Raw genomic sequence first — 13,037 nt, forward strand, 5'->3', positions numbered from 1 at the left:
CATGAGCCCGCCCAACGCGTTCCGCGCCATGCGCATCCACAGCGACCCGTCCGGCTATCGCAGCGGCATCGAGCGCATCGATACCGGCGCGCTCACGCCGGGCGAAGTGCTGGTGAAGGTCGCCTGGTCGTCGGTCAACTACAAGGACGCGCTGGCCGGCACCGGCAAGGGCAAGATCCTGCGCCAGTACCCGTTGAACGGCGGCATCGATCTGGCCGGCCACGTGGTGGCCTCGACCGATCCGGCATTCAAGGAAGGCGACGCCGTCCTGTGTACCGGCAGCGGCCTGTCCGAGACGCGCGACGGCGGGTATGCCGAGTACGCCCGGCTGGAGGCGCGCTGGACCGTCCCGCTGCCCGCGGGCCTGTCCCTCCGCGAGAGCATGATCCTGGGCACCGCCGGCTTCACCGCAGCGCTGGCCCTGCTGCGCATGCAGGACAACCGGCAGACCCCGGACCTCGGCCCGATCGCGGTCACCGGCGCCAGCGGTGGCGTCGGCCAGCTCGCCATCGACATCTTCAGCCGCGCCGGCTACCAGGTGCACGCCATCAGCGGCAAGGCCGACCATTTCGACTTCCTGCAGGGCCTCGGCGCCCGCCAGTGCATCGACCGCCACCAGCTCGCCTTCAGCGGCAAGCCGATGGATTCGGCCCGCTTCGGCGGTGCGCTGGACAACGTCGGCGGCCCGATGCTGGCCGGCCTGCTGCCGCTCATCGCCCCCTACGGCAATGTGGCGATCTGCGGCAACGCCGGCGGCATCGCCTTCGACAGCACCGTGATGCCCTTCATCATCCGCGGTGTGAGCCTGATCGGTGTCGCCTCGGCCGGCACCGCGCGCGACCTGCGCGACGCCATCTGGCGGCACCTTGCCGGCGACTGGAAACCCCGCCACCTCGACCGCATCGCCACTGACGAGGTCACGCTGGAGGAACTGCCGGCCGTTTTCGAACGCATGCTGGCGGGCCGATCCTTCGGTCGTACCCTCGTGCGGGTCGGTGGCGGCTGAAGCCCACGCTTGGAAGCGCTCTCCGCGCGGCATAGAATCCACGACAACTACCAGGAAACCCCCACCTCATGGCACGAATCCTCATCGTCGACGACTCCCCGTCGCAGCTGCTGGGCCTCAAGCGTATCGTCGAGAAGCTCGGCCATGAGTCGCTGACCGCCGAAGATGGCGCCGCCGGTGTCGAAGCGGCCAAGCGCGAGCGCCCCGACCTGATTCTGATGGACGTGGTCATGCCCAACCTCAACGGTTTCCAGGCCACCCGCATCATCAGCAAGGATCCGGACACCGCGCACATTCCAGTCGTGCTGGTCACCACCAAGGACCAGGAAACCGACCGCGTGTGGGGCATGCGCCAGGGCGCCAAGGCTTACGTGACCAAGCCGATCAAGGAAGACGAACTGGTCGCCACCATCAAGCCGCTGCTGCCGGCCTGACATTCTCTTTCGCCCTTCGCGTTCCGCGGAGGGATGCCGCCATCGCGCCCATGTGTGATGGCCTGGCTTTCCAAGCAAGCGGGTTTCCCCGCAAGAGCGGCCCCTCACCCAACCCTCTCCCCGGAGGGGGGAGGGCGCGGGTCTGTGGCAAGTCCAACCTCTGCGAAAACCCGCCCGCCTTCGAGCCCTCTCCCCTCCGGGGAGAGGGTTGGGTGAGGGACCGGGGCTCGCCACTGTCTTTCACTCGTTGCGCTTCAGTTTCTGAACGCTCTCAGCAGCTCCCCGCCAGGGCACCCCTCGCCCCGCTTTCCCCCTGAAGGAAGCGGCAATGACATCTCAAGCGCGCGGGTCGTACCCTTCGAACTGCTTGCTCAGGGCCTCGTAGGCCTCGCGCTGGGCATCGCTCTCGATGGCCGGAGCGCGGATAGACAGTTCCACCAGTTGGTCCCCGGCCGGGTTCCCCGGCAAGCCACGACCTTTAAGCCGCAGCTTGCGACCGGATTGCGAACCGGCCGGGATGCGCAGGTCGACGGCGCCGGCAAGCGTCGGCACCGGCACGGTCGCCCCCAAGGCCGCTTCCCACGGCGCCAGCGGCAGCACGTGCAGCACATTGCGACCTTCCAGCTTGAAACGCGGATCGTCGCGGATCGTCACTTCCAGCATCAGGTCGCCGCTGGGACCGCCGGCGGCGCCCGGCTGGCCCTGACCGCTCAGCCGGATCACCTGGCCGGGGAGGATGCCGGCGGGAATCTTCACTTCCAGCACTCGTTCGCTGCCGCTGCCATCCTGCAGCGCAAGGCGCGTGCGGCCGCCGTCGAAGGCAGTCTGCAGATCGATCTGTACCTGTGCCTGCACGTCGCGGCCACGACGCGGGCGCGGCTGGCCGCGCGGCCCGCCGCCGGCGCGGCCGAACAGGCTCTCGAAGAAATCGCTGAAATCACCGTCGCCGGCCCCGCCGAAGTCGAAACCACCGCCCTGCCCCCAGCCCGGCGGCGGACGGAACTGCTCGCCGCCGCGGTAGCCTCCGGCACGCAGCTGGTCGTAGGTACGGCGTTTTTCCGGATCGCGCAGCGCTTCGTTGGCCTCGTTGATCGCCTTGAAGCGCTCTTCGGCACCGGGTTCCTTGTTCTTGTCCGGGTGGTACTGCCGCGCCAGCTTGCGATACGCCGACTTGATCTCGGCCTCGCTGGCATCGGGCTTTACCCCGAGGATCTCGTAATAGTCTTTGAATTCCACTGGCCTTCCTCGGCAAGACTGCGCAGGCAGGCGACCCGTCGCGGATAGCTTCCGCGAGGGGCCGCCAGGATCACGCTACGGTAGCCGCTCAGTGGTTGCCGCTGCTGGAACCCGGGCCCGAATTACCGGACGTGCCGCCGTGCTCGGTAGTAATCGAGATCCGCCGGGGCGTGGTTTCGGCGCGCTTGGGAATCATGATCTCCAGCACGCCGTGGCGCCCGACCGCGGTGATCCCCTCCGGATCGGCGCTGTCGGGCAACGCGAAGCGGCGATGGAAGGTGCCGTGCGCGCGCTCGATGCGGGTGAAGCGGCCGGTCTGCTCCTGGTTCTGCACGGTGCGCTCGCCCTTGATGGTGAGGATGCCCTTTTCCATGCTCACCTCGATGTTCGCCGGATCGACGCCGGGGACATCGACGAAGATCACGAAGCGCCGGTCCTCTTCCTTGATGTCCACGCGCGGGGCCCACTGGCTGGTCACCACGTTGGACGGGTCGGCCTCGTCCTGCTGGAAGAAGCGATCGAAGGCGTGGCGGATCTCCTCGGGAAACGCGCTGGCTGCATTCCACATCGGGTTACGGTTCGAACTCATGGGCAGGTTCCTCCAGAAAGGCTCACGGCGGGCGCCGCTTGCCTCAAAAGTAGGTGCGGGCGCCGCCGATTCAAGGCGACAGCCGGCGCCGGGCGGGTTTACGATGCTCGGTCCCGCCCCACGGACGAAGCCCCATGAGCATCCAGATCGGCCAGGCCCTGCCGGACCTCGAAGTCGCCGTAATCGAGGACGGCGCACCGGTCCGGCTCATGTCCTCCGCCAGCCTGCTCGGCCAGGGCCCGATGGTGCTGTTCGCCGTGCCGGGCGCCTTCACGCCGACTTGCTCGGACCACCACCTGCCTGGCTACGTGCAGCACTTCGAGGCGTTCCGTGAGCTCGGCGTCGGCGTGGTCGGCATGGCCGTGAACGACGCCTACGTGATGCAGGCGTGGGCGGCCGTGCAGCAGGTCCCACCCGGCCTGAAGCTGCTGGCCGACGGCAACGGCAGCTTTGCGCGCGCGCTGGGTCTGGAATTCGACGGCACCGCCTTTGGCCTGGGCCTGCGCGCCCGTCGCTTTGCGCTGTACGCCGAGGACGGCCTGGTGCGCCAGTTGCACGTGGAGGCGCCCGGTGAGTTCCGCGTGTCGACCGCCGAGGCGGTACTGCAGGCACTCAAGGCGCCCGGGGCCAGCGCGACCGGGTGACGCGCGGACCGACGCGCGTCCCATGTGGCAGGGCCTGCGCCACCCGGAGGCGTTACGATGCGCCCGCGGTACGCAACATCAGCCAGTCCAGGCCCGTCTATCGATCGCCAAAGGAGCGCTGCCATGCGGTACGTACGGTTCGACAAGATCAGTAACGAGGTCATCCTGCTTGCACGGATACTTCTGGTCGTTTTGTTCGTGCTGTTCGGCTGGAGCAAGCTGACCGACTTTTCGGGGACGGTCGGCTACATGGCGAGCCAGGGCTTGCCGGTGCCGACGCTGGCGGCGGCGGTGGTCGTCATCATGGAGTTCTTCGTCGGCCTGGCGATTCTGCTCGGCTTCTGCACGCGACCGCTCGCCTTGCTGCTGGGCCTGTACACGCTCGGCACGGCGTTGATCGGGCACCACTACTGGACCATGGACGGCACCGAGCGCATGGCCAACATGATCAACTTCTACAAGAACCTCTCCATCATCGGCGGCCTGCTGTTGCTGTGCGTGACCGGACCGGGAAGGTACTCGATGGACCGGCGCTAGTCCTGCAGCCCGGCGAAAAAAAGCCCCGGCGAACCGGGGCTTTTTTCATCAGGCCTCTTCCGTTCCATGCGGGACGGGCGCCGGACCTTCCGGCGGGACGCCTTCGGGCGATTCGAGATCCTCGCCGTTGGCTTCCTCGGCATCCAGCCGCACCACGCTGACCAGGTTCTCGTCGGCCGGCAGGCGGATCAGGGTCACGCCCTGGGTATTGCGACCCAACTGCGAGATTTCCCCGACGCGGGTACGCACCAGCGTGCCCTGGTTGGAGATCAGCATCAGCTCGTGGCCCTCGGTGACCTGCACCGCGGCAACCAACCCGCCGTTGCGCTCGGAGCACTGGATGCCGATCACGCCCTGGGTGCCGCGGCCCTTCTTGGTGAACTCCTCCAGCGGCGTGCGCTTGCCGTAACCACGCTCGGTCGCCGTGAGGATGTCGCCCTCCGCCGCCACGATCAGCGAGACCACCTCCGCACCTTCGGCCAGGCGCATGCCGCGCACGCCGGTAGCCGTGCGGCCCATCGAGCGCACGGTGTTCTCGTCGAAGCGGTTGACCTTGCCGTTGGAGGCGAACAGCAGGATGTCGCTGTTGCCGTTGGTGATCGCCACGTCGACCAGCGCGTCGCCCTCGTCCAGGTTGATGGCGATCTTGCCGCGCTGCAACTGGAAGGCGAATTCGGTCAGCGGCGTCTTCTTGACCGTGCCGCTCTTGGTCGCGAAGAACACGTAGCAGTCCGGGCTGTACTCGCGGATCGGCAGCACCGCCTGCACCTTCTCGCCCTCGCCCAGCGGCAGCAGGTTGACGATCGGCTTGCCACGCGCGCCCGGGCCGGCCTCGGGCATCTGGTAGACCTTGAGCCAGTAGACGCGGCCGGTGCTGGTGAAGGTCAGCAGCGTGTCGTGGGTATTGACCACCCACAACTGCTCGACCACGTCCTCGTCCTTCAACGCCGACGCCGAACGGCCCTTGCCACCGCGCTTCTGCGCACGATAAGTGCTGGCCGGCTGGCGCTTGACGTAGCCGGTGTGCGACAGCGTGACGACCATGTCCTCCGGCGCAATCAGGTCGAGAACGTTGAGGTCTTCCTGCGAATGCTGGATCTCGGTGCGGCGGTCATCGCCGTACTCGGCCTTGATCGCCTCCAGTTCCTCTCGGATCACCCTCAGCAGCACGTCCGGGTTCTCGAGGATCTCGATCAGGCCGCGGATGGTTTCCAGGATCTGCCGATACTCGTCGGACAGCTTTTCCTGCTCCAGACCGGTCAGGCGGTGCAGCCGCATGGCCAGGATTTCCTGCGCCTGCACGTCGGAGAGCTGGTAGCCATCGCTCTTGAGGCCGTCGCGCGGATCCATATCTTCCGGCCGCGAAGCCTCCGCGCCGGCGGCGGCCAGCAACGTGCCGACCATGCCCGGCTGCCACTTGCGCGCGAGCATGCGCTCGCGCGCCTCGGCCGGCGAGGCGGAGCTGCGGATCAGCTCGATCATCTCGTCGATATTGGCCAGCGCAACGGTCAGGCCTTCCAGGATATGGGCGCGGGCGCGTGCCTTGCGCAGTTCGAAGATGGTGCGACGGGTCACCACCTCGCGGCGGTGGCGGATGAAGGCCTCGAGGATTTCCTTGAGGTTGAGCAGCCGCGGCTGGCCGTCCAGCAGCGCCACCATGTTGATGCCGAAGGTCACCTGCAACTGCGTCTGCAGGAACAGATTGTTGAGCACCACGTCGGCCATCGCATCGCGGCGCACCTCGATCACCACGCGCATGCCGTCCTTGTCGGACTCGTCGCGCAGCTCGCTGATGCCCTCGAGCTTCTTCTCCTTGACCAGCTCGGCGATCTTTTCGATCAGACGCGCCTTGTTTACCTGGTAGGGCAGTTCGTGGATCAGGATCGTCTCGCGGCCGTTGGCCTCGGTTTCGATCTCGGCGCGCGCCCGCACCAGGATGCGGCCGCGACCGGTGCGGTAGGCCTCCACGATGCCGGCGGCGCCATTGATGATGCCGGCGGTCGGGAAGTCCGGACCGGGGATGTACTGCATCAGCTCGTCGACCGAGAGCGAGGGCTCGTCGATCAGCGCGATGGTGCCGGCGATCACCTCGTTGAGGTTGTGCGGCGGCACGTTGGTCGCCATGCCGACCGCGATGCCGGCCGAACCGTTGATCAGCAGGTTCGGCACGCGGGTGGGCAGCACCAGCGGCTCGCTTTCGCTTTCGTCGTAGTTCGGGCCGAAGTCGACCGTGTCCTTGTCGATGTCGGCCAGCAGCTCGTGGGTGAGGCGCGACATGCGCACCTCGGTGTATCGCATCGCCGCGGCACTGTCGCCATCGACCGAGCCGAAGTTGCCCTGCCCGTCGACCAGCATGTAGCGCAGCGAGAACGGCTGGGCCATGCGCACGATGGCGTCGTAGACCGACGCGTCGCCGTGCGGGTGGTACTTACCGATCACGTCACCGACCACGCGGGCGGACTTCTTGTACGCCTTGTTCCAGCTGTTGCCCAGCTCGTTCATCGCGAAGAGCACGCGGCGATGGACCGGCTTGAGGCCGTCGCGTACATCCGGAAGGGCGCGTCCCACGATCACGCTCATGGCGTAATCGAGGTAGCTCTGGCGCATCTCGTCTTCGATGTTGACGCGGATGACTTCTTTGGCGAGTTCTGCCATCAATCGGCTTCCCAGTGGCTTCCGTGGAACCAAAAAAGGCCGCGCAACGGACGCTGCATGCGCGCGGTTGCGCGGCCCTCAAGCAATCGTGAAATTGTATCACGAACGCGCCTGGAAAGCCCTTATTTTCTCCTTTAGAAACAGCGGCTTACAGAGGTTGCTTTGGCTGCCGGAAAAGCATGCCCCGAGCTGTCGAAAAATTGACCAGCGCAGCCACCGCCGAACCTGCCGCGGCCGCCAGCGCAGGCCAGCGCGTGAGAGGTTCGAAAGACAGCAACAGGGCGGCATAAACGGCATAGTTCACGCACGCGCCAACGCCCATTAGCGCCATCCAGTGCAACCATTCGGCCACCGGGGAACGCCGGCTGGCACGATGGGCGAAGGTATGCCGCCGATTCCAGGCCCACGTCACCGTGGCGGCCAGAAAAAACGAAAGCACCCGCGCCAGATACGGATTCCAGTCCCCCCACCCCACCAACGCCTGCACGGTGCCCGCGTCCACTAGCAGGCCGAACACGCCGCCGATGGCAAACAGGCCGGCCTCGCGGCGCAATCTCATCGGCCGAACATCGCCTGCATGGCCATCGTGTTGGGGCGTTCGATCACGCCACGCTCGGTGACGATCGCATCGATCAGCTCCGCCGGCGTGACATCGAATACCGGGTTCCAGGCCTGTGCGCCCTCGACCACCGTGCGGCGGCCACCGGTAGCGAGCAGTTCGTCGGCGTGGCGCAGTTCGATCTCGATCGCTTCCCCGTTGGGCGTGGCCATGTCGACCGTCGAGGAAGGCGCAACCACCATGAATTTCACGCCATGGTGGCGCGCGGCGATCGCGAGCTGGTAGGTGCCGATCTTGTTGGCGGTATCGCCGTTGGCCGCGATGCGGTCGGCGCCGACGATCACCCACTGCACCTTGCCCGAGCGCATCAGGTGGGCGGCTGCCGAGTCGGCGATGAGATGCGCGGGGATCCTGTCGCGCACCAATTCGTACATGGTCAGGCGCGCACCCTGCTGCCAGGGACGCGTCTCGCCGGCGAACACTTCGTGGATGCGCCCGCCCGCCACGCCGGCGCGGATCACGCCCAACGCGGTGCCGTAACCCGCGGTGGCCAGCGAGCCGGTGTTGCAATGGGTAAGCACGCCCGAGCCCGGTGCGATCAATGCGGCGCCCAGCTCGCCCATGTGGCGGTTGGCGGCCAGATCCTCGTCCTGGATGGACTGCGCCTCGCGCTCGAGTCCGGCGGCATCGGCCCCGGCAGCGATGCGTCTCTTCATGCGGTCGAGCGCCCACATCAAGTTGACTGCCGTCGGCCGCGCGGCCCGCAGCGTGGCCAGCACGTCATCCAGCGGGGCGCCCTGCTGCGCCGCGAGCACCACACCCCACGCGGCGGCGATGCCGATGGCGGGCGCACCGCGCACGGCCAAGTCGCGGATCGCCTGCGTGACCTGGCCGGCATCACGGCATTCGATCCAGCGTTCCTCGGCCGGCAGCAGGCGCTGGTCGAGCAGGCACAGGCGGTCGCCGCGCCATTGCACGGCGCGGATGGTGTCGTGCTCGCGGAAGGATTCGGTGGAAGTGTTCATGGGAAGGCAGCTGCGGAGTGACCGAAAAGCCTAGCACGCGACCCACGCGTCGGGCGTAGGGTGGGCTTCAGCCCACCGCCGTTCCAGGGAACTGAGCGGCTGTCGCCTTCCGTCATCTCCCGCCAAGACCGAGGTGGCTGGAGCCCACCCTGCGCTTACCCGTGCGCGCGTAGCCAGCGATGGATGGCGGGCGGCACTTCACGCTGCGCACGACCGGAAACATAGATGCCGATGTGCCCGCCCTTGAAGGCCAGTTCGGTGTAGTCGTCGCTGCCGATGTGGTGGCCAAGCGCGCGCGAAGCATCGGGCGGCACCAGATGGTCCTGTTCGGCATAGATGTTCAGGACCGGGTGAGTGACCAGGGCAAGGTCCACTGGTTTGCCACCGATCGCGAGGCCGCCCCTGATCAGCTTGTTGGCTTGGAAGAACTCCTTGACGAACTCGCGGAACGCTTCGCCGGCCTGGTCGGGCGAATCGAAGATCCAGCGCTCCATGCGCAGGAAGTTCTCCAGCTCCTTCGGGTTGTCCAGGATGTCGACCAGGTTCACGTACTTCTGCTGCAGCAGCCGGACGGGCTTGAGCGTCAGGTAGACCCAGTTCATCAACGCCGCCGGGATGTTGCCGAGCGTGTCGACGAACAGGTCCACGTCGATGTCGCGCGCCCAGTGCGAAAGCATGTTGTCGGGCGTGTGGTAGTCCACCGGCGTGACCATGGTGACCAGGTTGCGCACCTTGGCCGGGTGCAGCGCCGTATAGCAGAGCGAGAACGCGCCACCCTGGCAGATACCGAGCAGGTCGACGGCCTCCACGCCCGCCTGCGCACGCACCGCGTCCACGCAGCGATCGAGGTAGCCGTCGATGTAGTCCTCCAGCGTCAACCAGCGGTCGGCACCGTCCGGGTAGCCCCAGTCGATCAGGTACACGTCCTCGCCCTGCGCGAGCAGGTTGCGCACCAGCGAGCGGTCGCTCTGCAGGTCGGTCATCCAGACCGTGTTGACCAGCGCGTAGACGATCAGCAGCGGCGTCTGCGAAGTCGGCTCGCGCTCGCCGCGCATGCGCCAGAGCGTGAGCTTGTCCTCGCGATAGACCAGTTCGCGCGGGGTATCGGCATAGGCAGGCTCGGCCAGGCCGCGCAGGCTGGCGGCGCCGGCGGCGAGCTTGCGCTGGAAGGTGGTGATCTCGTCTAGGATCCGGGTGGGATCCAGCGGTCCTGGCGTCTGCATGGGCGGTCTCAGCGCGTCTTGCGCGGTGCGCGGCGGGTGGTGGGCCTGGAGGCTGGCGTGGCGCGGGATGAGGGCTTCGAGGCAGTCGTGCGTTTGGGCGTCTTTACGGCCGGGCGTGCCTTGGCCTCGCTTCCGGCCGCCTGCAGGTGCCGCACTTCGCGACGCAGCTCCTGCAACCGTTGGCCGAGCGTATCGACCTCGCTGCGCGTGGGCAGCCCGACCTCGCGGCACCATTGCTCCACCTGCTGCCGTTGCAGTTGGCGCACGCGCATCTGCGTATTGCCCTGGGCCGCGTAGGCGTCGCGGAACTCGTCAGACAACGCGATCTCCGCATAGGCCTCTTCCACCGCATCGACCCACAGGTCGTACATGGCCTTGAGCGAATCGACCTGGAAGCCGGGCTCGGCCAGCTTGCGCTGCATCCGCTCAGCGCCCTGCACCTGCGCCCGGGCGAGCAACTCCTGATAGCGCGCGCTCGCCTGCTGGTGGTCGAGCAACGCGCGCAGGAGCGCCTGCTGCTGGGCCTGCTGTTCCCGCGTGTAACCGAAGGCGGGGCTGTCGAGCAGGCCGCGCAAGGCGTCGAGGCCGGCGGGCGGCGTGGGAGCGCCGGGCATGCGCCAGCCGGCGAAAGGGGCGACCGGCGGGGGCATCGGGGCACCTTGCCCGGTCAGGGCGGCGGCCACCTGCTGCATCCAGTCGAGGTGACCCTTGAGGCCGTCCATGCCGGGCACAGCCTCGGCGGCGGGCGGAGCGACATGCCCGGGCCAATGGCGGCTCCAGGCCTCCCAGACCTGGCGACCCAGGCTTTCGAAGTCGGTGAAGGGGCTATTCGCGGCGGTCACGGGAATGCCTTGCGAGGAATCGTGGGGATCGTAGCAAAACGGTGTGGCGACCGGCCTCGCGTCGCGTGCGACCGCTGCGTTCGTAGAAGAGCGGGCGCACTGCCCGAGGTTGATGCGCGCATAAAAAAAGCGGGCCGACAGGCCCGCTTTTCATTTCACCGGATCGGCGGCGATCAGCCGTTGGCGGCTTCGTCTTCGGCCACGGCCTTCATCGACAGGCGGATACGGCCCTGCTTGTCCACTTCCAGCACCTTGACCTTCACGATGTCGCCTTCCTTGAGCTTGTCGGAAACCTTCTCGACGCGCTCGGAGGAGATCTGCGAGACGTGCACCAGACCGTCCTTGCCCGGCATGATCGTCACGAACGCGCCGAAGTCCATCAGCTTGGCGACCTTGCCCTCGTAGATGCGGCCCGGCTCGACGTCGGAGACGATCTGCTCGATGCGCTTCTTGGCCTCGTCGGCCGCCAGGCGGTTGACCGAGGCGATGATGACGGTGCCGTCGTCGCTGATGTCGATCGTGGTGCCGGTCTCTTCGGTGATCGAGCGGATGGTGGCGCCGCCCTTGCCGATGACTTCGCGGATCTTGTCCGGATGGATCTTGATGGTGAGCAGGCGCGGGGCGTACTCGCTCATCTCCGAACGCGGCGTGCTGATGACCTTGGCCATTTCGCCCAGGATGTGCAGGCGGCCGCGCTTGGCCTGCTCCAGCGCCACCTTCATGATCTCTTCGGTGATGCCGTCGATCTTGATGTCCATCTGCAGCGCGGAGATGCCATCGGCGCTACCGGCGACCTTGAAGTCCATGTCGCCGAGGTGGTCCTCGTCGCCCAGGATGTCCGACAGCACCACGAAGTCGCCGCCTTCCTTGACCAGGCCCATGGCGATGCCTGCCACCGGCGCCTTGAGCGGCACGCCGGCGTCCATCATGGCCAGCGAGGAACCGCACACCGAGGCCATCGACGAGGAGCCGTTCGACTCGGTGATCTCCGAGACCACGCGCAGCACGTACGGGAATTCCTCGATCGAGGGCTTCACCGCCTGCACGCCACGCTTGGCGAGGCGACCGTGGCCGATCTCGCGACGCTTCGGCGCACCGAAGCGGCCGGCCTCGCCCACCGAGAACGGCGGGAAGTTGTAGTGGAACAGGAACGGATCCTTCGACTCGCCTTCCGGCGCGTCGATGATCTGCGCGTCGCGGGTGGTGCCCAGCGTGGCCACGACCAGCGCCTGCGTTTCGCCGCGGGTGAACAGCGCCGAACCGTGGGTGCGCGGCAGCACGCCGACGCGGACGGTAATCGGACGGACGTCGTCAAGCTGACGGCCGTCGATGCGCACCTTTGTCTTGAGCACGCTGTCGCGCATGGTGCGGTACTCGAGCTCGCCGAATTCCTTCGACAGCTCGGCACTCGACCAGCCATTGGCGTCGGCCTGGCCCTTGAGGGCTTCCATCACGTCGGCCTTGATCGCGGAGATCGCATCGCGGCGCTGCAGCTTGTCGCGCACCTGGAAGGCTTCTTCCAGCTTGTTGCCGACCTCGCCCTTGAGGGCGGCGATCAGCGACTCATTGCGCGCCGGCGCCTGCCAGGTCGAGGCGGGCTTGGCCGCTTCGGTGGCGAGCTCGGCGATCGCGTTGATCGCGACCTGCATCTGCTTGTGGCCGAACACGACCGCGCCGAGCATCACTTCCTCGGACAGCAGCTTGGCCTCGGACTCGACCATCAGCACCGCACCGGCGGTACCGGCGACGACCAGGTCCAGGTCAGAGGTCTTCAGCTCGGTGTGCGTCGGGTTGAGCACGTACTGGCCGTTGACGTAGCCGACGCGGGCGGCGCCGATCGGGCCCTTGAACGGGATCCCGGCCAGCGACAGCGCGGCGGAGGCGCCGAGCATCGCGACGATGTCGCCATCGACCTCGGGGTTCAGCGAAACGACCTGGGCGATGACCTGCACTTCGTTCTTGTAGTCGTCCGGGAACAACGGGCGGACCGGGCGATCGATCAGGCGCGAGGTGAGCGTTTCCTTCTCGGTCGGGCGGCCTTCGCGCTTGAAGAAGCCGCCCGGGATGCGGCCGGCCGAGTAGAACTTCTCGACGTAGTCCACGGTGAGCGGGAAGAAGTCCTGCCCCTCGCGCGGCTTGGCCGCGGCCACGGCGGTGACCAGCACCACGGTGCCGCCCATGCTGGCCATGACCGCACCGGATGCCTGGCGGGCGATTTCGCCCGTCTCCAGTGTGACTTCGTGATTACCGTACTGGAATGACTTGGTTACTTTCGCCACGTTGGTCT

Annotated in this window: 12 protein-coding genes; 4 read left to right on the forward strand and 8 right to left on the reverse strand. The window is 67.1% G+C overall.

Translation table 11 applies throughout. The features are described from left to right. Position 1 precedes the first annotated feature (1 nt). Complete coding sequence (locus tag ACFWZ3_RS11615) at positions 2-1,006, forward strand: oxidoreductase (protein WP_439707894.1); 1,005 nt, start codon at positions 2-4, stop codon at positions 1,004-1,006. 68 nt (positions 1,007-1,074) lie between these two features. Beyond that, on the forward strand, positions 1,075-1,440 hold the full coding sequence (gene pilH, locus ACFWZ3_RS11620) for a twitching motility response regulator PilH (protein WP_209614798.1): 366 nt from the start codon (positions 1,075-1,077) through the stop codon (positions 1,438-1,440). A gap of 336 nt (positions 1,441-1,776) precedes the next feature. Here pilH and ACFWZ3_RS11625 read toward each other — a convergent pair whose 3' ends face one another. Together ACFWZ3_RS11625 and ACFWZ3_RS11630 are read right to left on the reverse strand one after the other, a co-directional pair. Beyond that, complete coding sequence (locus tag ACFWZ3_RS11625; protein WP_439707895.1) at positions 1,777-2,676, reverse strand: DnaJ C-terminal domain-containing protein; 900 nt, start codon at positions 2,674-2,676, stop codon at positions 1,777-1,779. An 88-nt stretch (positions 2,677-2,764) separates the two neighbouring features. Then, positions 2,765-3,265 carry an Hsp20/alpha crystallin family protein gene (locus tag ACFWZ3_RS11630; RefSeq protein WP_439707896.1) on the reverse strand — a complete coding sequence of 167 codons (501 nt, stop codon included), beginning with the start codon at positions 3,263-3,265 and terminating at the stop codon, positions 2,765-2,767. A 134-nt stretch (positions 3,266-3,399) separates the two neighbouring features. On the opposite strand from ACFWZ3_RS11630, the gene ACFWZ3_RS11635 reads away from it, so the two are divergent. Together ACFWZ3_RS11635 and ACFWZ3_RS11640 are read left to right on the forward strand one after the other, a co-directional pair. Further along, positions 3,400-3,909, forward strand: coding sequence for a peroxiredoxin (locus ACFWZ3_RS11635; RefSeq protein WP_439707897.1), 510 nt, complete (start codon positions 3,400-3,402; stop codon positions 3,907-3,909). 123 nt (positions 3,910-4,032) lie between these two features. Further along, positions 4,033-4,446, forward strand: coding sequence for a DoxX family protein (locus ACFWZ3_RS11640; protein WP_439707898.1), 414 nt, complete (start codon positions 4,033-4,035; stop codon positions 4,444-4,446). A gap of 48 nt (positions 4,447-4,494) precedes the next feature. Here ACFWZ3_RS11640 and gyrA read toward each other — a convergent pair whose 3' ends face one another. The 6 genes from gyrA to pnp all read right to left on the reverse strand — a co-directional run bounded on the left by gyrA (position 4,495) and on the right by pnp (position 13,029). Next, a complete protein-coding gene (gyrA, locus tag ACFWZ3_RS11645) occupies positions 4,495-7,101 on the reverse strand; it encodes a DNA gyrase subunit A (RefSeq protein ID WP_439707899.1) in 2,607 nt (868 codons plus the stop codon). 148 nt (positions 7,102-7,249) lie between these two features. Next, entirely contained in the window at positions 7,250-7,660 is a 411-nt protein-coding gene (locus tag ACFWZ3_RS11650; protein WP_439707900.1) for a GtrA family protein, read from the reverse strand. Further along, complete coding sequence (mtnA, locus tag ACFWZ3_RS11655; protein ID WP_439707901.1) at positions 7,657-8,685, reverse strand: S-methyl-5-thioribose-1-phosphate isomerase; 1,029 nt, start codon at positions 8,683-8,685, stop codon at positions 7,657-7,659. Before mtnA ends, ACFWZ3_RS11650 begins: the two co-directional genes overlap by 4 nt. A gap of 155 nt (positions 8,686-8,840) precedes the next feature. Then, positions 8,841-9,908, reverse strand: a complete 1,068-nt coding sequence (phaC, locus tag ACFWZ3_RS11660) for a class III poly(R)-hydroxyalkanoic acid synthase subunit PhaC (RefSeq protein WP_439707902.1) — start codon at positions 9,906-9,908, stop codon at positions 8,841-8,843. 8 nt (positions 9,909-9,916) lie between these two features. Then, positions 9,917-10,750, reverse strand: a complete 834-nt coding sequence (locus ACFWZ3_RS11665) for a poly(R)-hydroxyalkanoic acid synthase subunit PhaE (RefSeq protein WP_439707903.1) — start codon at positions 10,748-10,750, stop codon at positions 9,917-9,919. A 173-nt stretch (positions 10,751-10,923) separates the two neighbouring features. Next, entirely contained in the window at positions 10,924-13,029 is a 2,106-nt protein-coding gene (gene pnp, locus ACFWZ3_RS11670) for a polyribonucleotide nucleotidyltransferase (protein WP_439707904.1), read from the reverse strand. Positions 13,030-13,037: the final 8 nt, after the last annotated feature.

This window comes from Frateuria sp. GZRR35, assembly GCF_051900415.1.
Classification (GTDB): domain Bacteria; phylum Pseudomonadota; class Gammaproteobacteria; order Xanthomonadales; family Rhodanobacteraceae; genus Frateuria_A.

What these genes read in the sequence shown, in the direction of transcription:
- ACFWZ3_RS11650 (WP_439707900.1), bottom strand. Translation starts at nt 7,660, where the DNA reads ATGAGATTGCGCCGCGAGGCCGGCCTGTTTGCCATCGGCGGCGTGTTC.
- ACFWZ3_RS11640 (WP_439707898.1), top strand. Translation starts at nt 4,033, where the DNA reads ATGCGGTACGTACGGTTCGACAAGATCAGTAACGAGGTCATCCTGCTT.
- ACFWZ3_RS11615 (WP_439707894.1), top strand. Translation starts at nt 2, where the DNA reads ATGAGCCCGCCCAACGCGTTCCGCGCCATGCGCATCCACAGCGACCCG.
- ACFWZ3_RS11630 (WP_439707896.1), bottom strand. Translation starts at nt 3,265, where the DNA reads ATGAGTTCGAACCGTAACCCGATGTGGAATGCAGCCAGCGCGTTTCCC.
- ACFWZ3_RS11635 (WP_439707897.1), top strand. Translation starts at nt 3,400, where the DNA reads ATGAGCATCCAGATCGGCCAGGCCCTGCCGGACCTCGAAGTCGCCGTA.
- mtnA (WP_439707901.1), bottom strand. Translation starts at nt 8,685, where the DNA reads ATGAACACTTCCACCGAATCCTTCCGCGAGCACGACACCATCCGCGCC.
- pilH (WP_209614798.1), top strand. Translation starts at nt 1,075, where the DNA reads ATGGCACGAATCCTCATCGTCGACGACTCCCCGTCGCAGCTGCTGGGC.
- phaC (WP_439707902.1), bottom strand. Translation starts at nt 9,908, where the DNA reads ATGCAGACGCCAGGACCGCTGGATCCCACCCGGATCCTAGACGAGATC.
- gyrA (WP_439707899.1), bottom strand. Translation starts at nt 7,101, where the DNA reads ATGGCAGAACTCGCCAAAGAAGTCATCCGCGTCAACATCGAAGACGAG.